This window comes from Microbacterium sp. YJN-G, assembly GCF_015040615.1.
GTDB lineage: Bacteria > Actinomycetota > Actinomycetes > Actinomycetales > Microbacteriaceae > Microbacterium.
The window spans coordinates 684,258-705,028 of the sequence record NZ_CP060402.1 but is presented as its reverse complement, the minus strand read 5'-3'; the positions used below and the strand labels follow the sequence as shown (position 1 = coordinate 705,028).

The window sequence follows — 20,771 nt, the reverse complement described above, 5'->3', positions numbered from 1 at the left end:
TACAGCGCGACGGTGCGCCGCACCGTTGGCTCGCGGTCTTGCGTCCGGCACGTCACTCCCATCTGACTCAAATCAACCCGCGTAACATTATCCGTCCGGATAGATCCGACAGTCAAAGTAGACGCAGGGACACTCCGCGCTCACCCGGGCACGGGTCAGTATGCTGAGGTGGGTCCAAGGCGCTGAGCGCCTCGGTAATCGTACAAGCTGACAACCTCGCGGAGGCCTCTGGAATCCGCCACCGATTGAAGATGACTTCCGCAGACCTCCACAACTCTCAGGCCCCCTGGTGCTCGATCATCACCGTAACCTTCAACAGTGCTCGAACGTTGCGGCACTTCTGGTCTCAGGTCGATCTGACCAGCGGAGTTGAATGGGTCGTCGTCGACAATGCGTCCACGGACGACACCGTCCTTGTCGCCCGCGAACTCGGTGCGCGCGTCGTCCAGCTTGAGAAGAACCATGGTTTCTCTTACGCGAACAACGTTGGCTACTCCGTGGCAGAGTCCGACTTCATCGCCTTCCTTAATCCCGACGTCCGCCCGGATCAGAACGCGTTACGCATACTTGAGCGAGCGGCAAACGAGAACGACGCGATAGTCGGCCCGCAGCTTTACAATTCTGATGGAACTCGACAGCCCAACGGGCGGGGGTTCCCCACGCTTGCCGTGAAGATCCGCAACCGGCTGCGAGCGGATGACTCGCAGTATCTTCTGTACGCAAGCGGCGACGCTCCTCGTAACGTTGTGTGGCTCATGGGTGCAGCCGTACTCGGGTATCGAGCCCAATTCGATCAGTTCGGGGCATGGGATCCACGCTTCTTCCTTTACTACGAAGACTCCGATCTGGGGTTGCGGAGCTGGCGAGCTGGAGTGCCGGTCATGCTGATCCCTCGCGCTCGCATGTTGCATGGATGGGCGCGCGAGACTGCCGGCAAGTTCCGCCTTACACCGTGGTTGCGCGAGATCCCTTCCATGATCAAGTTCTACTGGAGGTATCCACGTCTCCTCACCAATAGGAACTACGCGAAGCGAGCGCATCCGAGAGTTACCGGAGCGGTGTTCGATACATAAACAGATCTCTATCGCTTGCGCCGGAACCTGGAAGGATGAAGCGAACCGATTGCAAGGCTGAGCGTTCTGAGTAGTGGGGCTTGCCGGCTCGCGACTGCGGTCGTCATGTCACGGAGCAGAACCGCACTGAATCGCCCCTCTGCCACGGCCGAGACAAACTCTAGGTTTCCCCGTCCTAGTTCGACAGGCGCCTGCAGCAGCCGGCGAGCCATGTTGACCCTCCACCCCCATCGATGCTGGCTGATGTATCTCCATGGACCTGTCGATGTAGCCCGACCACGTCCACGAGTGCGCGCCACCCTATCCATGAGCCCTGCGCGCCGTTCTTCGCCAATCACATTATGTTGGTGTTGCACATACATCTGGAGAGGCAAATCGACCACTGCGAAGCCCGCGCCTGACGCGGCGCACACGCCTAACCAATGGTCGTGAAACGCAAGATCGGTGGCTTCTGGGAACGGCAGCGCGATCCGCAGTAACTGCGCACGAAACGCGCACGCACTACCTGTCACCTGGTTATCGAAGAACTCGGACGCTAACGACACCGAACGTCGGGCGCTAACTCCACCGACATCCTGCCGTGACTCATCCACTACACGCACCTGACCGAGAACAAGGTCGGCATGCGCTAGGCCTGGCAACAGCCTCTCGAGCTTTTCCGGATCCCACTCGTCGTCCTGGTCCGACAGAGCAACCCAACTGACGCCCTCAGGAGCACCTTCGAGGAGCCGTTCGAAATTTCGGTAGAAGCCCACGTTCGTCTCATACTCGCGAACGAAGAAGCGGGCATCACCGCCAACCAGATCATCGACAATCCCACGCGTTTCCATGTCCGCGCCGTCGATCCCGATGAGGCAGGTCCAACTGCAGACAGTTTGCTTCTGGATTGATGCGATCTGGCGCGCGAGAAGCTCGTAGGATGGCCGGTAGACGGCCAGACCAATAAACCCAGTCCCTGTGCCTGCGAGGTTGCCTCGAATGTTATCTGACTGCGCCTCACGCAATTGCGATCACCGTCCGCTGCGACGCCGAAGATGAGCCTGCATGGAGAGCAACGGCCCGAGCGCGACGGTTCGAACCGCCTGCACCGCGTCTGCAGTGCGCTGCGCGACAGCATCGCGCGAACGCAACGCGAGGTCGAGCAATGAGTCGAGCCTCTCGACCGAAAGGTCCTTAACGCTAATCGATAGTTGTTGCTGATCGAGATAGCGGGCGGCCTCGAGCATCTTGTTCTCGTACGCGAGGGACACGCATGGCACGCCATTCAGTGCCGCAAGAATCAGTCCGTGGTAGCGCATCGACACAACAATGTGCGACTTCGCCAGCTCGGCGACGTAATCGGACAGCGACGCAACCGGCGCAATTTCCACCACACAACCTTGACCAGCTAGCGCGTCCGCCAACTGTTGCAGCTGTTCAGGTTCGGCCTGCGGACCATAAAGGTGAGGCACGACCCTGACCCTCAATCCCTCGCTAACCGCAGCCTTCGCAACTGAATTTGCGACCACGTCGCGCCAGAGCCCACGCTCATCCGCACCTCGGAAATCACGATGCCAATTTCCCAGCGCGGTGGGCACGACCGCGATAACGTCGCGTGTTACTGCATTAGCAACAGGATCGAGCAGGAGCGCAGTATCAACACCGAGGTATGAATGAAGGTGCTGGCGCGCTAACCATTCTTTTGAAGACTGCTCTCGCACAAACAGTTCAGATCTAGCCAGAACATATTTAGCCACGCGGTCAAATATCTTCGAGTTACTTTGGCCCACCGTGTTCTGGAAGAAGATTGGCCGCACCCCGCATCGCACCATCGCGAGCAGCACAAACAAATACATCCAGTCCTTGTATATGCCGATGTTGGAACCAGCGGGAGATACGAGCACAAAATCCGCCGCGCGAGCCGCCGCGACCAACGGTCGGAGTTGGTCGTGTGCGTGTCGAGATTGAATCAACTGCCAGAGGGCAGCCTTGAAAAGATTCGCCCGTTGGTCGTCCTTCCCGCTCAACACCGGCACAAAATGGTGGTGGACTCGATCGTCGTTGATCGGCAAACCACCCTGCCCGCGGTCCCAGATATAGAAAACATCAACACGGCCAGCCGACAGTTCCGAGAAACACCGCTCGACAAGCGCGATACCAGCCGCATCGTCGCCATAGTTGTTGGTGTGCTGATTAACGATCACGATATTCACTGGATCGGTCATGAACTCGCTTTCCCGGTGCCCTGTCGCGTCTGGCACACACCGACTTCTTACGATACCGTATCGAGAGATCTCCGCCGACGCGTGCGGTGACGACTCACGTCCACGATGACTTGGAGATCAGATGAGCCGCATGCGCAGGTTTGGCCACAACGTGGTGATAGCTCTGACCGGGAGTTTCCTCCCCGCTGCGATCGGCGCATCCGGAACGATCTTGCTTGTCTCGTTACCGTCATCGGCGTCCGTTTTGATCCTTGCCGCTTGGAGCGTCCTCGGTTACATGACGCTTACAGACCTGGGGCTTACGCGGTCGGCCGCCAAACTCGTGGCAAGCGGTAGCAGCACCGGAGCCGTTATCGGGACACTGTGGCGCACCGCGATACCTCTCGGACTCGTTCTTGCCGCTGCAACGGCCGCGCTCGCGCTCATGATCGATCCGATCCTGCTCGTTGTCGCGCCCGCGCCTCTTCTTCTCTCAGTACAGTTTCCAGTGGTCGGCGCTCTGGAAGCGCGTGGAGCGTTCGACTTGCTCGCTGGCCAGCGCGTCGCCAACGCCGTTAGCGTCTACATCCTCCCTCCCGCCCTCGTGCTTCTCCTCGACACAGAAGCCGGTCTCCCACTGGCGTTTGCGGCGTTGGTCGCGACACGACTCATCATCGTCGTGATGCTGACGCATAAGTTGCGCATCGGGCCGCGCGATGTCTTTCAGCACCTCATCTCCAAAAGATTCGACGCAGGCCAAGGAGTTGTTTTTTGGGTTGCACTGTCGAGTATCCTCGGCCCCGCTTTCCTATACGCCGACCGCCTTGCGCTTGCGCTGGTTGGGGTTCCCACGGAGATGTGGATCTTCTACTCCACGCTCTCAGAACTATTGATGAAGTCCTACATCATCCCGAGCGCAGTGCTGTCGGTCGCATTTCCTTGGCTAGCGGCAAACATCACCGAACACGTCGAACGACTCCGCGCCTGGACGACGGTGAGAATTCCACTGCTTGCGCTTGTTATCGTAGGACTCGCCGGCGCCGTATGTTACCTAGCTCCGCCGTCCGTACTCAGCTTCCTGAGCAATGCCATCGCCAAGGATGACACACGAACCATCGCGTTCTTGCTGATTGCGGCGACTGTGGTCAATTGGACATCGCAACTGTACATCGCAGTGCTACAGGCCCTGCACGCACAAAAAATCGTTGCCTTGCACCAGTTGACCCTTGTTCTTCCATTCCTCATCGGCCTCACAGTTGGAGGCGCTATCTTGGGGGGCGTCGGCATAGCCATCGTCGCGTTCGCTCGGATCCTCGCCCTTTCTATGATCCTCCACTACGTCACGCGACGACAGCTTTTGACCGGCTAGACAGGCTCACCAGAACGGTGCGTATTCTCGCGGACTGAGAGCAAACCAGCGCAATGATGAGCTGGCCCGATAGAGACGTATACGAGATCATATTCTCGAAGAAGCTGAAGAAGACCAGCGTTCCAAGCAAGGCGAGTCCCTCTATCTCGACCGCGGTCCCAGCCAGGAGGCGGACTGCCATCACGCTCACGACCACGAGCACGAGCAGCATTACGGTGCCACCTATCATTCCGGCACCACCGACCGGTGAACCAAAGGTGGTTGACGCGGTGATGTCCGGAGCGATCAGGAATGAGGCCTTATCGACGTCACCGATGTCAAACGCGGCACCGATTCTCGACCCTATGGAATCCGGCATAAGTTCGTGCACTACAACAGAATCGATGTTGCACGAGATGCCGCAAATCCGCCCACCGGCTGCCGCGAACGCGGCATTCAGGTTGGCAATCGGGGAGACGAAATACATGTAGGCCCATAGCCAGGACGTGGATAGCCCTGAATCTAGGAAAGCCGGAGTCGCGCGCGCCAACTGGACGACCGCGTCCGACCTCCCCGGAACGCCGGTTGCCGCTTCGATCTGATGGCTGAGCCGGAAATCGCCGACCACTCCGAACAAGTATGCGAAACACAGACCCAACAGGACGATTACAGCGAAGCCAGTCAGGGTTATCCCCCTGACATACAGGTACACAAGGGCACAGGCGAATGCAAGAAAAGACGGAGCGCTTCGGTTAACAATCGCGATGAAGAGGACAAAAACCCATATTGTCACCGCCAGCGAGCCCCATCTCCCGGACTCCAAAAAATGCCGAAAAGCACGTACGCCGTAATATCCGCTCAGACATAGCATGAATACATGCAATCCATCCAGTCCGAACCCGTAGATATCGTACTCTACGCCCTGCAGGATCTGGATGATAGGCACACCATTATTCTTCACGAACGCACCGACGAAATATGCAGTGAACAATAAGGGGACGCCGAGTCGTAGCGGGTCAGCCGCCTGACGAATGGTGGGCACGGGGTGGCGGACTGCTAGCACAACAAAGATCAGCGCGACGATCACCATGAACCCAATCGTGTCGCTTCGCAACGCCACGAAAAGGTCCGACCAGCCAAGAAGGTACAGTAGGCTCGCCCCGACGAGCCAGTAGGACATGAGCATGAATGGTGACCAAAGCACAGGGGCGCGCGCGTCACGCTTCTGAGTGAGGCTCGGAAATTCTGCCATGCTATACCCTTGTGCGTGATCTCAATCGGTTGACTATTTGTCTGCCCGTTGCCAGGACAGTCCCAATGGTGATCAGCGCGAGGGATTGAAGGTGCCCAAGTGCCCAGAAGCGACCAAACCGCGGTCGCGGTGTGCCCGGTCGTGGCGTGTAATGCTCGGGGTCGGAAGTGGCTCGGACGTACTCGTGATCGTGTTCAGCATCGGGTTCGAGGTACGCGCCCTCGGCCCATTCATTCCAAGCATTGATGAACACGAAGCCGTTCGCGCCCCGGGCCGATTCCTCTCGACGTCGGGCGCTCGCGAGCCACGCTGCGTAGCGGGCCGGCGACGAACCCAGATAGATGGTTGCCGATTCTTGCCTACGTGCAGTGTTGTCCCAACCGGGTGTGACCCCTGGATATCGCACATATGCCGCAGGCCGTCTCTCCTCGAATCGCCGAGCCATTCGCGGATAGGACATCAGCCTCCCGCGGAACCCTCTGCGAACACCACGGACAGGTGCTATCTGAGCCGAGCGTAACGTGTTGGCTCCGACGGGCGGGAACTCTGCCACCGCGTCGAACCCAAGTGACTCCGGCACCAGCCCGGGGGTCGTCTCCGATGCCACCAGGTGCACGCCCGGAAACCCTGCTGCAGTCGCAAATTCGTTCAACCGGGCGGCGAAATCTCGACTCGACGGCACGATCTGAGCTCGGTGTACGAGGAGGACAGGCTTGCCGTCGTGCTTGATGTAGTGAGGAGCGCGGAAATGGGGTAGCAAGTCTTCAAACAGACGCTCTTCGAACGCCTCGTCATAGCTTTGAGCGATGAGGACACTCCGGGATTTCCCATCCCATCGTCGGGTCCAGCTTTCGTTCGCCCAACTCAGGCAGTACGGGAGCAACGACGAGTCCTGCCGCCATGCCTCGACAGGCGCTTCAAGAAGGCGCTTGCCGTTGAACCAGTAGAAGTACATGCAGAAGCCATCGACTCCCGCCTCCCTGGCGAGCAAGGTTTGCCGCTCGTAGACAGTAGCGTCCGTTAGGTCATATTCGCCGAGTGCGCCTGCGACTCGAGGATGCACGTGAGCCTCATACTGCGGGCGAGCCCGACGAACATTCACCCACTCCGTGAAACCGTCACCCCACCACTCATCGTTCTCCGGTATCGCATGGAACTGAGGCAGATAAAAGGCGATCGTTCGTGGCATTGCTACCCCCTTCTGCAGTGGTTCAGTCATGCGCCGGGAGTCGGCCGCGTTACCCGATCCTACCTCGCCGGTCAGCCGCGCAATGCGGGGCATGGGTGGTGTGCTGTGCGTACCGGACACTATCTGTACTGTCCGTTCCTCGCGTCCCAGACCGCCCTCGCGATCACTCTCTGGTCTCGTGAATGCACCATCGCCCGAACGGCGAAGGCCGTAAGCAATCCGATCCACCCACCGACGCTGTTCGCGATGACGTCCTCGAATGTCGCGAACCGCTCGGCCAGCAGCGACGACTGCGTGAACTCGATGAGGCCGGAGAACGCCGGCAACAGGAAGATGCCGAGCCAGGCGATCACCTGGGGCAGGGCGAGTCCGACCAGAAAGCCGAGGGGTACGAACATAGCGATGTTCGCCGTGAACTCGAGCTTCGAGTAGCCGAACCATTCGGGAACACCGTTGCGGTGCAGGACGTCCAGCACCTTCGCGATCGAACTCTCGTAGCCGCGGTCGAGTGGCGTCGGCGACATCGTCATTGCGACGACGACGCCCACATAGATGAGCAGCAAGGTCAGCGTGATGCCCAAGCGCGCCTGGCTCTTCGCGGGTCGCTTAGGCAACGCCGTAGGCGCGGCATCGAGCAGCCGCGTGATCTCGTCGGTCACGTCATCCCCTGTCTGGATCCGGCGCTCCCCCGTCCGGATAAGATCCGACTACTCTACCCGTGACAACCGAGCTACTCGGTCAACGCGCATCCCTCACCCCGGCATCCTGCCAGGTCGATGAGAGATGATCGCGCGGTGACAGCATCCGACCCCGTCCTCGACGCCCCTCGTGGCGCCCGCCCGCGTCGCCAGCACCGCTGGGTGTGGGTGACGGCCCTGACGATCGTCGGGCTGCTGCTCGGTGTCGCGGTCGCGGCGTTCGCCTACCTCGCGACCCTCGCCTCGTCATACGACCAGGCCGAGACGATGCCCACGAACGAGGTCTTCCCAACGACGCGTCCTCCGGCGACGAACCCCAAAGCGGTGAACATCCTGCTGCTCGGGTCGGATTCTCGCAGCGGCCTCGGCGGCTCCGTGTCGGACATCCGCGGCCAGCGCGCGGACACCATGCTGCTCGTGCACATCCCCGCCGATCGCTCGGGCGTGCAGATCATCTCGTTCATGCGCGACAACTGGGTCGAGATACCGGGCCACGGCGAGGCCAAGCTCAACGCCGCCCTCGCGTACGGTGGCACTCCCCTGCTGGTGCAGACCCTCGAGAGCATCGTCGACGTGCGGATCGACCATGTCGCCATCACCGACTTCGAGGGCTTCAAGGGCCTGAGCACGGCACTCGACGGCGTCACCGTGAACAACGAGGTCGCGTTCTCGAAGGGCGGGCACCGGTACGAGCAGGGACCGATCGAGCTGCAGGGTGACGCCGCACTCGGATACGTGCGCGAGCGCTACTCGTTTCCCGACGGCGACTACCAGCGGGTACGCAATCAGCAGGCATTCATCAAAGGCATGCTCGACAAGCTCGTGAGCCGCGAGACGCTGACCGACCCGGCCCGCATCGCGGCATCCGTCGATGCGCTGGCACCGTACCTCGCCGTGGACGAGGGACTCGACGCCGGCACCGTCGCGGCACTGGGCCTGTCGCTGCGCGACGTCGACAAGAGCGAGATCCTCTTCCTCACCTCACCGACGCACGGCACGGGCACAGTCGGCAGCCAGTCGATCGTCCGCCCGGACTGGGACGGACTGGCCGCGCTCTCACAGGCGCTCAAGGACGACAAGGTGCCCGAGTACGCGGCGACGCACACCGGGCAGTGACATCGATGACTCAGGCCGCTCCCCGATGCGACGTCGTAGTCTGAAGCGATGACCGACCCCGACGCCACCGGTCGGCCGCGTCTGCGGCGGTCCGCCCTGCGCCACCTGCGCGACTCGCTGGTGAAGACGGAGAGCCGATTCTCGGCCGCGGTGACGCCACCACAGGCCAGCCCGGATCAGAGTGCGGCGCCCGACCCCGCCGAGCAGGGCGGCACCGTGCTCACCGTCTGCACGGGAAACATCTGCCGGTCGCCGATGGGCGAGATGCTGCTGCGCAGCGCTCTCGCCGATCTCGGCATCCGGGTGCACAGCGCGGGTACGCACGCGCTCGTCGACGAGTCGATGACCGACCCCGCGCTGCAGCTCGCCATCGTGCACGGAGCGGATGCCGAGCAGGCTCGTGCGCACCGCGCACGGCTGCTCAGCCCGCCGCTGCTCGCCGAGACCGACCTTGTCCTGACGATGACACGCGAACACCGTTCGCATGTCGTGCAGCTGGTGCCGGCACTGCTGCATCGCACGTTCACAGTGCGTGAGTTCGCACGGCTGGTCGAACCCCTCACCGACGACGACGTGCGCCGCGGCGTCGCCGACGCCGGACCGGATGCCGGCCTGCGGCTGCAGGCCCTCGCCCGCCTGGCCGGGGCCCAGCGCGGAATGGTGCACGCGCAGCCGGACGAACACGACGTCATCGACCCGTATCGCCGCTCTCAGCAGACCTACGAACTGTGCGCCTCGCAGCTGGTCCCGGCCGTTGCCGAGGTCAGTCGCGTCATCCGCGCTGCGCTGAGCTGAACCGCCCTGCAGGCGGCTGCCAGAGGCGATCTATCGGAATTCCGGAATCGGCGCATCCCCCTGGGCCTCGTCGCTGCCACCACCTACGATGGCCCGCATGACCGAGACGCGAGCCGAGAGCCGCGCCGAGAGAAGGCGCCGTCCCCTGCTGCTGGTGACCGACGCCACCGTGCTGGGCAGCAAGACGCGCGGGGTGATCCTCGTCGCCGCGTCCGGAAAGACGAAGAAGCAGGAGCTCGCGGGAGCCGTGCGCGGTCTGTCGACCGCCGGCGTCGAGCTGTTCGGAACGGTCGTGACGATGCTGCCGACCAAGGGCCCCGACAGCTACGGGTACGGCAGCTACGCGTACGGCAGCGCGCATGTCGCCGGTCAGTCCGAACCCGAGCTGACGGCGACGCAGGCGACGCCGACGCATCGGGTATCTGCCGGATCAGGCCGGGATGCGGGTTGATGCGGGTGGGCTTCGGTCGACCTGACCGGTCGCCTTCTTTCACCTCTCGCACAATGCAGAACGTCCAGACCTTGAATGCATGGAACTCGGTTGCGCCACGCCGAAATGTGATTGCGTTACTCGCGTAAACGTGAGTAGAGTGACAGCACGGCTGTGGGAGCCGTGGCGGATGGGGATCCGCCATCACTGGGGAATGATCTGGGGAGATCATGGGGACTCGCATCGGGTATACCACTGGGGCGTTCGACTTGTTCCATGTCGGACACCTCAACATTCTGCGGCACGCCCGAGAGCACTGCGATTATCTGATCGCGGGGGTCGCCAGTGACGAGATGCTGCGCACGGTCAAAGGCGTCGAGCCCGTCATACCGACCGCCGAACGCGCCGAGATCGTGCGCAGCATCATCTACGTCGACGACATCTACATCGAGACCACCGGGTCGAAGCTGGATGCGTGGCACAACCTGCACTTCACGTGCTTCTTCAAGGGCGATGACTGGCGCGGCACCGAGAAGGGGCTGCGGCTCGAACGCGAGCTCGCGACGGTCGGCGTGGATGTCGTGTACTTCCCGTACACCGTCCACACCTCGAGCACGGTGCTGCGACGCGCACTCGATGCCCTCACCCGCACCGAGATGGCGGCGTCACGATGAGCCACTGCAGCGTCTCGCGCTCACCGCCCTGCGCCTGAGCGAATATCTGTTCCGTCGATAGCGGACGCGGCTGGGGAGCCGCATCCGCTCTTTGATCCGATCACGATCGACAGCACCGCCGCGTCGGTGCATGCAAGACGCCTGCCGTCGCGAGACGTCAGGTTCTGGGGAAACTGGGGAAAGAATGTCGCACTGGGGTTTGCGTACATCAACGGTCCGCGGAGCTTCAGCATGACTTCCGTTGGGGAAGTCCTGAAGCTCAGCCGAGGCGACGCGGGGCTCCGCGCCGTCCCGGCACCGCGGGCATTGCGCGCGGTGCCCGACACTGTCGTGGCACCGCGCGCGACCACAGTACTGGAGCAACGACGCCGCTGGGAACGGCACTATCGGATGCTCCTGCACGTCACGGATGTCGGCATGATCGTCCTCGTGGTCGGTCTCACCGTCGGCATCCAGATCCAGCTGGGGGCCGCCCCCCTCGACACCGCCGTCCGCGCCGGGCTCCTGTGCGCGGTGTGGATGGCGACGCTCAGCGGCACCCACACGCGCGACTCCGCGCTGTTCCGCCCCAGCGTGGCGGAATATCGTGGGGTAGCGCACGCCACCGGCTTGGCATTCGGCATCCTGGCCATCGGTGACGCGCTCATGAGCCTGCATGGAATGCAGTTGCTTGTGGTCGTCGCCCTCCCCCTCGGGCTGGGAATGCTGATGCTGAGCCGGTGGTCCTGGCGTCGATGGCTGCTCGCGCAGCGCGCGACAGGCGGCTTCGCCTCACGCACACTCGTCGTCGGGAACCGTGAAGACGTCGACTACGTCATCGGCAGCCTCGACGACGCCGCCTCAGCCGGGCTGCGGGTCGTCGGTGTCACCCTGCTCGACGGCCGCGCCTCCGCACAGCCCGCCGAGCTGGTGATCGGCGACGGCGCCTACCCGGTGCTCGGCGACGCCGACACCGTCAGCGACATCGCCCGCGATCTCGGCACCGACACGATCATCGTCGCCAGCCGCCCGCAGGGCGATCCCGAGTACGTCAAGCGCCTGAGCTGGCAGCTCGAGGGCACCGCCGCCGAGCTCGTGCTCTGCAACAGGCTCGCCGACGTCGCGGGCCCTCGGCTGTCGTTCGAGCCGCTCGACGGGCTGCCGCTGATCCGCATGCGCATTCCGGCGTACTCCGGCGGACAGCATGCCGTCAAGCGCGTGCTCGACGTCGTCGTCGCGGCCATCGCACTGATCCCGATCGCCATCGCGCTGCCGTTCCTGGCGATCCTGATCAAGCTCGACTCCCCCGGCCCGGTCTTCTTCTTCCAAGAACGGGTCGGGCGGGACGGCCGGCTGTTCAAGATGGTCAAGTTCCGCTCGATGCACACGGATGCCGAACAGCAGCTCGTCGCCCTGCGCGCGCAGAACGAGGGCGCCGGGCTGCTGTTCAAGATGAAGGACGACCCGCGCGTCACCCGGGTCGGACGCGTGATGCGCAAGCTCTCGCTCGACGAGCTGCCGCAGTTCTGGAACGTGCTCGTGGGCGACATGAGCGTGGTGGGCCCGCGTCCGCCGCTGACCAGCGAGGTCGGCGCCTACGACGGCAGCGTCTTCCGCCGGCTCTATATCAAGCCGGGCATCACCGGGCTGTGGCAGGTGTCGGGCCGCAGCGACCTGTCGTGGGACGAGAGCGTGCGGCTCGACCTGAGGTACGTCGAGAACTGGTCGGTCGTCAGCGACCTGCAGATCATGTGGCGCACCGCGAAGGTCATGGTCCGCCCGACGGGTGCGTACTGACGCCATGGACACCTCTGATCGGGCCGTCCTGTTCGTCGGCATCAACTACGCGCCCGAGCCCACCGGCATCAGTCCGTACACCACCGGCATGGCCGAGGGCCTCGCCCGACGAGGCCACCGCGTGCGCGTGCTGACCTCGTACCCGCACTATCCGTGGTGGCAGGTGCCCGAAGAGCATGCCGGGCTGCCGCGGGATGCCGACATCAACGGCGTCGCCGTGCGGCGGCTGCGACACTACATCCCGCGGCGTCCGGACAATCTGCGCAGGGCGCTGTTCGAGCTGTCCTTCGGCATCCGGGCGCTGTTCAACCGCTGGGGCCGACCAGGCGTCGTCGTCGTGGTCTCCCCCGCGCTGCTCGCCTCCCGCCTCGTCACAGCACGTGCCCGGCTGCAGCGCATCCCTGTCATCACCTGGGTGCAGGACATCTACACCCTCGGCATCTCTGAGGCATCCGACGGCGCCGGCAGCCGCGTCATCCGCCGCATCGAGCGGAACCTCGCGGACTGCGCCGCTCGCGTCGTCGTGATCCACGAACGCTTCCGCCGGATGCTCGTCGAAGACGTGGGCACCACGGCGCCCGTCGACGTGGTGCGCAACTGGTCGCACGTGCCCGAAGTCAGCGACGCCCGACGCGTCGAGACGCGCCGCGGCCTGGGCTGGGCCGACGACGAGATCGTCGTGCTGCACGCCGGCGCGATGGGCGCGAAGCAGGGGCTCGAGAATGTCGTGCACGCGGCGCGCGAGGCGACGCGGCGTTCATCGAAGGTGCGCTTCGTGCTGCTCGGAGACGGGAACCAGCGCGAGCACCTGGAATCGCTCGGCGGCGACCCGCGGCTGCAGTTCGTGGATCCGCTGCCCGACGAGCAGTTCCTGGCGACCCTCGCCGCAGCCGACGTGCTGCTCGCGAACGAGCGGCCGGGCCTCACCGAGATGTCGGTGCCGAGCAAGCTGACCACCTACTTCGCGACCGGCCTTCCGGTCATCGCGGCCGTCGACGCGTCGAGCACGACCCACGACGAGATCCTGGCGGCCGGCGCCGGCCCCGTCGTGCCCGCAGGCGATCCGGTCGCTCTCGTCGACGCGATCGAGGCTCTCGCCGACGACCCGTCGGCGGCCGCCGCGTACGGCGCGACAGGACGTGCGTACCGGGCGGAGCATCTGACAGCGGATGCCGCACTGGACGCCTTCGAGCGCACCATAGCCGTTGCGATGACGCGCTGAACTTCATCGCAGCGGTGCCCCTCGCGCCGCTGCGGTCTCACCCGGTTCCCTGCGGATCGCCGGTGCCCTGCGCATCGCTCAGATGACTGACCACGGACTTCTGCTTCCCACGGATATGAGGCAATCGCTCGACGAGCTCGGCCGACACAGGAAGCGCGCCGCGGAACTCCCGTGAGAGGTCCGCCAGTGCGCCACCGAGATCCTCGATCATGACCGCCGGACCACTCGGCACCACTTTCAGCAACAGCGAATAATCCTCGAGCTGGTGAATCTGATACTGCTGGATCGCCGGATGCTTCGAGAAGGCCGAGGCGAAGCTGTAGATGCTCACCAAGCCCTCCTTGGTGCGGATCACGTCGTTGCTGCGCCCCAGCAGCGCGTTCAGCAGCGGGAACGGCCGACCGCAGGGGCATGGCTCCGTATCGATCACGCCGACATCGCCGAGACGGTAGCGGAGTATGGGCTGTGCATGGTTGAGCAGGTCGGTCACGACGATCTCGCCCGGCTCACCGTCGGGCACCCGCCGCCCATCATCGTCGACCACCTCGAGGAGTTTGTGGTCGGCTTGGACGTGCAGGCCTCGCCGATGCTCGCACTGACCGGCGATGAGTGACACCTCCGCGGCACGGTAGGTCTCGTAGACCGGTGCCCCGAGTATCCGCTCGATGTCGGCGGCCTGTGTCGCCGTGAGTGGTGCGGCGGATGAGGAGATCGCGCGCGGCGAAGGCAGCTGCCAACCGTTGCGCTCGACCGCGAGCGCGAACTCGTGGAGCGAGTGGGCATACCCCCAGATCATCGTCGGCTCGATCCGGCGGATCGCGCGAGCGAAGTAGGCGAGATCCGACTCATCCATCGCCCCCGCGTCGACGTTGACCTTCTTCGTCGGCCACCAGAACACGGTGTTCGCCACTTGCTTGATGCCATGCCAGGGCAGCCGTTCGACGCTCGCGGAGTTGTCGGAAGGGTCGACGCCCCACCAATGCATCAACCGCCAGGTGAGGGTGGCAGGGCGGACGGAGAAGTCCTTGAGCACCTTCAGCGGCTGCCCGGTGCTTCCGCCCGTGCGGGCCACGGTCGTGCGCCGCACACCGCTGTCGACTGCGATGATCTCGTCGTAGTGGTCGCGCAGATCCTCCTTCTCGAGAATCGGGATGCGCTCGAACGTCTGCGGGTCCGCCAGGTCGTCAGCCAGAAGGGGTGCGATGCGCTCTCGGTACCAGACCGACTTGACCGAGGCCCAGCGGGCGAGTTCTGCGGCGTCCGCCCGCTGCTGCTGGAGCAGAGCCTCCCGTCCGCTCCTGTCCGCGAGTCGCGATCGGGCCAGGAAGCTGCGGTATGCCGAGCCTCCGACCGCTGCGACCTTGAAATCGAACACCGACCGGCGAACGTCCATGTGTACTCCTCACATCGCGGGCGTGAAGGTGAGGACGAGTTCGGGTCGGTAGGGGGCGTAGCTGGCTTCGGAGGACCACAGGCGCACGTTGTCGGCGCCGGTGCTCGAGATCCGCAGCGTCTGCGTCGATCCCAGCACCCCGCCCAGCGCACCCGCCGACAACGACACCGCATACGCCGTGTTCGTCGCCGGCGCCGCCGGCAGCGACCCCAGCACCGCGCCGGCGGCCGTCGGCCGCGTGCTCCACGTCACCGTCGACTCCGACCACGCCCCCGACATCAGATGCACCGCATGCGCATCCCCCGACGACGACGACGGATCCGTCGACGTCCGCACCCGCAACTCAGCCCCGGCCAGCACCATGCCCGACGGCGCCGACGGCAGATCGAACGACAGGAACGACTCGATCGGCGAAGACCCGCCACGAGACGACAACTGCGAATCCGAACCGTAGTTCGACCCCGCAGCCACCCCGAACACCATCGCATCCTCGACCACAGGCACCGACACCGTCACCGGCTCCGAAGAACCCGCCACCGTGCCCGACACCTCCGCCGACGCCGCACTCTCATTCCCCGCAGCATCCACCGCGACCACCCGGTAATACCAGGTACCCGCCGGCCGGCCCGCATCCGTGAACGACGTCGACGTCACATCAGCCACCTTCGACCCCGCCGACACCACGAACCCCGCCGACGAACCCCGATGCACCTGATAACCCACAACCCCGACATCATCCGACGACGCCGACCACGACACCATCACACTCGACCCATCCACCGACGCCCCCACACCCGACGGCACCGACGGCGCCTGCACATCGGGCTCCGGGCCGGCGCCCTCGATGAAGGTGAGGACGAGTTCGGGTCGGTAGGGGGCGTAGCTGGCTTCGGAGGACCACAGGCGCACGTTGTCGGCACCGGTGCTCGAGATCCGCAGCGTCTGCGTCGATCCCAGCACCCCGCCCAGCGCACCCGCCGACAACGACACCGCATACGCCGTGTTCGTCGCCGGCGCCGCCGGCAGCGACCCCAGCACCGCGCCGGCGGCCGTCGGCCGCGTGCTCCACGTCACCGTCGACTCCGACCACGCCCCCGACATCAGATGCACCGCATGCGCATCCCCCGACGACGCCGACGGATCCGTCGACGTCCGCAGCCGCAGCTCAGCCCCGGCCAGCACCATGCCCGACGGCGCCGACGGCAGATCGAACGACAGGAACGACTCGATCGGCGAAGACCCGCCACGAGACGACAACTGCGAATCCGAACCGTAGTTCGACCCCGCAGCCACCCCGAACACCATCGCATCCTCGACCACAGGCACCGACACCGTCACCGGCTCCGAAGAACCCGCCACCGTGCCCGACACCTCCGCCGACGCCGCACTCTCATTCCCCGCAGCATCCACCGCGACCACCCGGTAATACCAGGTACCCGCCGGCCGGCCCGCATCCGTGAACGACGTCGACGTCACATCAGCCACCTTCGACCCCGCCGACACCACGAACCCCGCCGACGAACCCCGATGCACCTGATAACCCACAACCCCGACATCATCCGACGACGCCGACCACGACACCATCACACTCGACCCATCCACCGACGCCCCCACACCCGACGGCACCGACGGAGCCTGCACATCGGCGACCGACGCCTGTGCGGCATCCGAGGCGAGGCCGGCGTTGCCGGCCGCGTCGACGGCCACGACCCGGTAGAACCAGGTGCCCGCCGGCGCCGCATCCAGGTGCGACAGCCCGGCCACCTCGGCGATCTGGTTCGAGGCGGAGACGGTGAAGTCGGCCGTGGTGCCGCGGAAGACGCGGTACGCCGCCACCCCCACGTCGTCACCGGCTGCCTGCCAGCTGACGTTCACCCCGGACTCGCCCGGCTCCGCCGAAACTCCGGTCACGGCAGACGGTGGCGTCGTGTCGGGTTCGGTGGCCTCGGCCGCCTCTGACGGGTCACTGGCGTTGCCGGCGGCGTCGACGGCGATCACCCGGTAGAAGTCGCCGGCCGACGCCGGACGATCCGCGTCGACGTAGCTCGTCTCGGCGGTGGTGCCGAGCAGGGTGGTGCTCGACGGGGTGAACCCGGCGGCGTCGCCGCGGTGCACCTGGTACCCGGTCACACCGACGTCATCGGTCGACGCCGTCCACGAGAGGCTCACCGAGTCCTGGTCGACCACGGCCGTCAGGCCGGTAGGCGCGCTCGGCGGGGTGGTGTCGGGCACCACGATGTGCACCTCATCCGAGGGCGGCCCCGCGTTCTCGCCGGGCCCGACGGCGACGACGCGGTAGTAGGCGTCGCCCGGTGCCGCGGTCTCGTCAAGGAACGAGAGCTGCTCGCTGGTGCCGATCAGCGTCTCGGCCGAGGGTGTGAAGCCCGCCTCCGCACTGCGGTGGATGCGGTACTCGTCCACGCCGAAGCCGCTCTCGGCAGCCGTCCAGGTGAGCGTGATGCCGTCGTCGCCGGCGCTGGCCTGAAGGCCGGTCGGTGCCGAAGGCGCTGCGGCATCGCCGACGCCGAGCAGATGGTGCGCGGCGACCGTGGCGAGCGGCATCGACTGCGGGTACACCGCGAACTCGTCGATGACGCCGTCGAAGTAGCCGTTGGCGGGCTGGTCGGGCCAGCCGCCCAGGTTGCCTCCGCCGACCCGCCAGTAGCCGTTGCCGGTCTCGGCTCCCACCACGTTGCTCTGCGCCACCTGCTCGCCGTCGACGAACAGCTTGCGGCCGAAGTCGTCGATCACACCGGCGACATGGTGCCACGCTCCGTCGTTGTACGCGGCGGGCGAGGTGACGACTGCGGCCGACCCGATCCAGGATCCCCAGATCAGCCGCCCGTCGTCGGTCATGTAGAGGTGCTTGTCGTACCCTGTGCCGTTGCCGGTCGGCATGTTCTCGAAGCCGAAGATCTTGCCGCCCGAGGTGGTCGTGGTCTTGAACCACGCCTCAGCGGTGAAGACCCGTGCCGGCGCGAGCGCCTCGGTCGTGCTCACGATTCCGGTGAGGGTGCCCGGAGTGCGAACGGCCGTGTTGCCCGAGATCACGCCCGTGACGCCGGGCTGCGTGCCGAGGCCGTACGTGCCGGGCCGCAGACCGAGCAGCGACGAGTCCTTCGCCTGACCGGTGCTCTCGTCGAACCGCCAGTACAGGTCGGGGTCGTCGTCGAACACCGCCGCACCGTATTGATCGGTCGGCGCGGGGTTCGTGTCGAGCGAACGGCCCGAGGCCAGGTAGACGCGCGCGACATCGTTGCGGCTGAGGGCCGACGGGTACACCGTGGCCTCGTCGATGAGCCCCGACAGGAAGTTGCTCGTCGGGCGGCTGGGCCAGCCGTTGAGCTGGTCACCGCCGACGCGCCAGATTCCCCAGTAGTTCTGCGCGTTCGTCTGGCCGTTCGAGGCCACCGGCAGACCGTCGACGTACAGGGTCATGCCCGCCGGGCCCTGCGTGCCGACCACGTAGTGCCACTCGCCGTCGTTGAGGCTCTGCGGCGTCGTCAGCGTCACCGCACCGGCGGTGTACACGCCGAAGATCACGCGACCGGCGTTGGTCATGTACAGGTGGCGGTCATAGCTGACGCTCAGCCTCGAGGCGTTCGTGCCGGTGTTGGGCTGCCCGTTGCCGAAGCCGATGATCTTGCCGCCTCGGGTCGTCGTCGTCTTCACCCAGGCCGACACCGTGTAGGTCGTCGGACCGGGGTGCAGCTGGTCCGTGCGGATGTAGTCGTTGCTGCCGTCGAAGCTGAAGGCGCTGTCATCCGTGGGGACTGCGCTGTCGCCGGCGACGCTCGCCGCGCCGTCCATGAGCAGGCCGTTCACGGCATCCGCTCTGTTCGTCTTGGCCGAGGTGTCGACGACCCAGGATCCGACGACGGGGCCCGACCAGTTCGCCTCCGGCTGGAGCGCTCGCACCGCGCGTCCGTAGTCGTCGGCCGGTGCGATGGCGCGGGCGCTGACGGGGGCGGACAGCCCGGACGTGTTCGTGCCGTCGGATGCCGTGACCCGATACGTGTAGCTGGTGCCCGGAGTCACGTTCGAGTCGACGAAGGTGACCTGCGGACGCACCCACCACAGCGACTTCGCGGGGCCCTGCCAGATCGGGCCGGACGTGCCCGTGCGGTACACGCTGTAGGTGAGGCGGTCGTCGTCAGGGTCGACCACGGTGCGGAAGCTCACCTGGATGGTCCCATCGCTGGTCGCCTGCGCCGTCGTCACCGGCACCGGCGGAGCCCCGACGTCATCGGGGCCGAAGCGGGTGAGACCCTGCTGGTCGCTGCCGTTGATGCGGGTGAACTCGCCGCCCGACCACAGGTAGTCCTTGCCGGTGGTGCGGCCGGTCACGACCGTCAGCGCCCGCGGCCCGATCCCCTCGCCGATGCCGTCGTTGCCGAGCGGCAGCCATCCGAAGAACTCCATCGTCTCGGTGCTCTGCGCGTTGAAGTACCGGCGGATGCCGTCGGGGAACGCGTTGATCCCCGCGCAGTTGTGGTGGTGGCTGGCGGAGTAGACGGTGCCGCCGCGCACGAGCAGGTCCTGCACGGCGCCCAGGCAGGTGTCACGCCAGATCTGGTCGCCCGTCTCCCACGAGAACGCGGCCTTGCCGTCGAAGACGCCGCCACCGGTGCCCTCGTTGCCGATGTAGAAACGCCCGTCACCGCCGTCGACGATCGTCTTGGTGACCGAGGTGTTCGGGATGAAGCCCGAGGGGTAGGTGCGGACGACCTCGCCGCCGGCGCCGTTGGGGCCGGTGGCAGCGGTGACCATCGCGATCGAATGCGAGTAGACCCCGTTGATCTCGAAGAGGTCGCCGCCGACGACGACCTTCGTGCCGTCCGGTGATGCCTGAACGGCCCGTGCCTGACCGACCGCGCTGGGCAGGTCGTCGCGGGTGCGGACGGCATCCGCGACCCAGTCGAGCAGCGCGCCGGACGTGGCGTCGAACGCGGCGAACGCCAGCCGCCGAGCCGAACCGACGCTGGTGAACAGCCCGCCCGCGTACAGGGTGTTCTCGTGCACGTCGAGGGCGGTCACGGTCGAACCGGGCAGCGGAGCGCGGAACGGCAGCACCCGGCACGTGGCGACGTCGAGCGCGGCGATGCGGGCGACGTTCACCCCGCCGACGTTGGAGAAGTTGCCGCCGATGTAGACGACCGAGCCGTCATCGCTGGTCTGCACAGCGCGCACCGTCGGGGTGCCCCCCGACAGCGACATGCTGAACTGGCACTGGTCGGGGGCACCGGTCTCGCCGTCGAGGATCACGAGCGCGTCCTGTGAGCGAACGGTCCCGGCCTGCCCCGTCGGCGGGCGCACCTGCGAGAAGGTGCCGCCCGCGACGACCTTGCCCTTCGCGGCATCTATCGCCCAGACCGTTCCGTTGGTCTGCCAGGTGGGCAGATCGTCGGCGCTGAACTCGATGCCGGCCGACAGTGCCGCCGCCGGTGGCGGCGCCTGTACGACGAGCAGACCCATGACCACCGCAGTGATCGCCAGAACGGACGTCAGATTGCGTGTGCGCACGATTCCCCAAAAGTGCTCAGTCGCCGTCTCGCGGCGTTTCCCCAGTTGACCCGCGATTCGCGGGGCGACACTCTCCCCAAGAGCGCCTCGTCGTTAGAC

15 protein-coding genes are annotated in these 20,771 nt (G+C 65.3%); 8 read left to right on the top strand and 7 right to left on the bottom strand.

All coding sequences use genetic code 11. The features are described from left to right. The first annotated feature begins 251 nt into the window (after positions 1 to 251). Positions 252 to 1,073 (top strand): glycosyltransferase, encoded by an 822-nt coding sequence (locus tag H7694_RS03295; RefSeq protein WP_193598127.1) that lies wholly within the window; start codon positions 252 to 254, stop codon positions 1,071 to 1,073. Between the two features lie 8 nt (positions 1,074 to 1,081). Here H7694_RS03295 and H7694_RS03290 read toward each other — a convergent pair whose 3' ends face one another. Continuing rightward, on the bottom strand, positions 1,082 to 2,077 hold the full coding sequence (locus H7694_RS03290; protein ID WP_193598126.1) for a glycosyltransferase: 996 nt from the start codon (positions 2,075 to 2,077) through the stop codon (positions 1,082 to 1,084). 6 nt (positions 2,078 to 2,083) lie between these two features. Beyond that, positions 2,084 to 3,277, bottom strand: coding sequence for a polysaccharide pyruvyl transferase family protein (locus tag H7694_RS03285; RefSeq protein ID WP_193598125.1), 1,194 nt, complete (start codon positions 3,275 to 3,277; stop codon positions 2,084 to 2,086). Between the two features lie 121 nt (positions 3,278 to 3,398). On the opposite strand from H7694_RS03285, the gene H7694_RS03280 reads away from it, so the two are divergent. Beyond that, the gene (locus H7694_RS03280) at positions 3,399 to 4,625 is read left to right on the top strand and encodes a hypothetical protein (RefSeq protein ID WP_193598124.1); all 1,227 of its coding nucleotides are present in this window, start codon (positions 3,399 to 3,401) and stop codon (positions 4,623 to 4,625) included. Here H7694_RS03280 and H7694_RS03275 read toward each other — a convergent pair. The 3 genes from H7694_RS03275 to H7694_RS03265 all read right to left on the bottom strand — a co-directional run bounded on the left by H7694_RS03275 (position 4,597) and on the right by H7694_RS03265 (position 7,704). After that, on the bottom strand, positions 4,597 to 5,856 hold the full coding sequence (locus H7694_RS03275; protein ID WP_193598123.1) for a hypothetical protein: 1,260 nt from the start codon (positions 5,854 to 5,856) through the stop codon (positions 4,597 to 4,599). The genes H7694_RS03280 and H7694_RS03275 overlap by 29 nt on opposite strands. Position 5,857: 1 nt before the next feature. Next, positions 5,858 to 7,045: a glycoside hydrolase family 99-like domain-containing protein gene (locus H7694_RS03270; protein ID WP_193598122.1), complete on the bottom strand. Its 1,188-nt coding sequence runs from the start codon at positions 7,043 to 7,045 to the stop codon at positions 5,858 to 5,860. Positions 7,046 to 7,164: 119 nt separating this feature from the next. Beyond that, entirely contained in the window at positions 7,165 to 7,704 is a 540-nt protein-coding gene (locus H7694_RS03265; RefSeq protein WP_193598121.1) for a VanZ family protein, read from the bottom strand. A gap of 117 nt (positions 7,705 to 7,821) precedes the next feature. Between H7694_RS03265 and H7694_RS03260 the strand changes: the two genes are divergently transcribed. The 6 genes from H7694_RS03260 (at position 7,822) to H7694_RS03235 (ending at position 13,756) form a co-directional block, all read left to right on the top strand. Next, positions 7,822 to 8,859 (top strand): LCP family protein, encoded by a 1,038-nt coding sequence (locus tag H7694_RS03260; protein ID WP_193598120.1) that lies wholly within the window; start codon positions 7,822 to 7,824, stop codon positions 8,857 to 8,859. Between the two features lie 48 nt (positions 8,860 to 8,907). Then, positions 8,908 to 9,654, top strand: coding sequence for a low molecular weight phosphatase family protein (locus tag H7694_RS03255; protein WP_193598119.1), 747 nt, complete (start codon positions 8,908 to 8,910; stop codon positions 9,652 to 9,654). Between the two features lie 97 nt (positions 9,655 to 9,751). Beyond that, entirely contained in the window at positions 9,752 to 10,105 is a 354-nt protein-coding gene (locus H7694_RS03250) for a hypothetical protein (RefSeq protein ID WP_193598118.1), read from the top strand. Between the two features lie 209 nt (positions 10,106 to 10,314). Then, the gene (locus H7694_RS03245) at positions 10,315 to 10,758 is read left to right on the top strand and encodes an adenylyltransferase/cytidyltransferase family protein (protein WP_193598117.1); all 444 of its coding nucleotides are present in this window, start codon (positions 10,315 to 10,317) and stop codon (positions 10,756 to 10,758) included. Between the two features lie 231 nt (positions 10,759 to 10,989). Then, complete coding sequence (locus H7694_RS03240; RefSeq protein WP_193598116.1) at positions 10,990 to 12,534, top strand: sugar transferase; 1,545 nt, start codon at positions 10,990 to 10,992, stop codon at positions 12,532 to 12,534. A 4-nt stretch (positions 12,535 to 12,538) separates the two neighbouring features. Next, positions 12,539 to 13,756 carry a glycosyltransferase family 4 protein gene (locus tag H7694_RS03235; protein WP_193598115.1) on the top strand — a complete coding sequence of 406 codons (1,218 nt, stop codon included), beginning with the start codon at positions 12,539 to 12,541 and terminating at the stop codon, positions 13,754 to 13,756. A 37-nt stretch (positions 13,757 to 13,793) separates the two neighbouring features. Here the strand turns inward: H7694_RS03235 and H7694_RS03230 are convergent, their stop codons facing one another. Then, the gene (locus H7694_RS03230) at positions 13,794 to 15,149 is read right to left on the bottom strand and encodes a phenylacetate--CoA ligase family protein (protein WP_193598114.1); all 1,356 of its coding nucleotides are present in this window, start codon (positions 15,147 to 15,149) and stop codon (positions 13,794 to 13,796) included. A gap of 9 nt (positions 15,150 to 15,158) precedes the next feature. Next, positions 15,159 to 20,672: a LamG-like jellyroll fold domain-containing protein gene (locus tag H7694_RS03225; protein ID WP_193598113.1), complete on the bottom strand. Its 5,514-nt coding sequence runs from the start codon at positions 20,670 to 20,672 to the stop codon at positions 15,159 to 15,161. Between the last annotated feature and the right edge of the window lie 99 nt (positions 20,673 to 20,771).

Excerpts from the sequence above, each read along its gene's own strand:
- H7694_RS03295 (WP_193598127.1), top strand. The coding sequence starts at position 252 with ATGACTTCCGCAGACCTCCACAACTCTCAGGCCCCCTGGTGCTCGATC.
- H7694_RS03245 (WP_193598117.1), top strand. The coding sequence starts at position 10,315 with ATGGGGACTCGCATCGGGTATACCACTGGGGCGTTCGACTTGTTCCAT.
- H7694_RS03240 (WP_193598116.1), top strand. The coding sequence starts at position 10,990 with ATGACTTCCGTTGGGGAAGTCCTGAAGCTCAGCCGAGGCGACGCGGGG.
- H7694_RS03235 (WP_193598115.1), top strand. The coding sequence starts at position 12,539 with ATGGACACCTCTGATCGGGCCGTCCTGTTCGTCGGCATCAACTACGCG.
- H7694_RS03270 (WP_193598122.1), bottom strand. The coding sequence starts at position 7,045 with ATGCCACGAACGATCGCCTTTTATCTGCCTCAGTTCCATGCGATACCG.
- H7694_RS03255 (WP_193598119.1), top strand. The coding sequence starts at position 8,908 with ATGACCGACCCCGACGCCACCGGTCGGCCGCGTCTGCGGCGGTCCGCC.
- H7694_RS03275 (WP_193598123.1), bottom strand. The coding sequence starts at position 5,856 with ATGGCAGAATTTCCGAGCCTCACTCAGAAGCGTGACGCGCGCGCCCCT.
- H7694_RS03260 (WP_193598120.1), top strand. The coding sequence starts at position 7,822 with ATGAGAGATGATCGCGCGGTGACAGCATCCGACCCCGTCCTCGACGCC.
- H7694_RS03285 (WP_193598125.1), bottom strand. The coding sequence starts at position 3,277 with ATGACCGATCCAGTGAATATCGTGATCGTTAATCAGCACACCAACAAC.
- H7694_RS03250 (WP_193598118.1), top strand. The coding sequence starts at position 9,752 with ATGACCGAGACGCGAGCCGAGAGCCGCGCCGAGAGAAGGCGCCGTCCC.
- H7694_RS03230 (WP_193598114.1), bottom strand. The coding sequence starts at position 15,149 with ATGGACGTTCGCCGGTCGGTGTTCGATTTCAAGGTCGCAGCGGTCGGA.
- H7694_RS03280 (WP_193598124.1), top strand. The coding sequence starts at position 3,399 with ATGAGCCGCATGCGCAGGTTTGGCCACAACGTGGTGATAGCTCTGACC.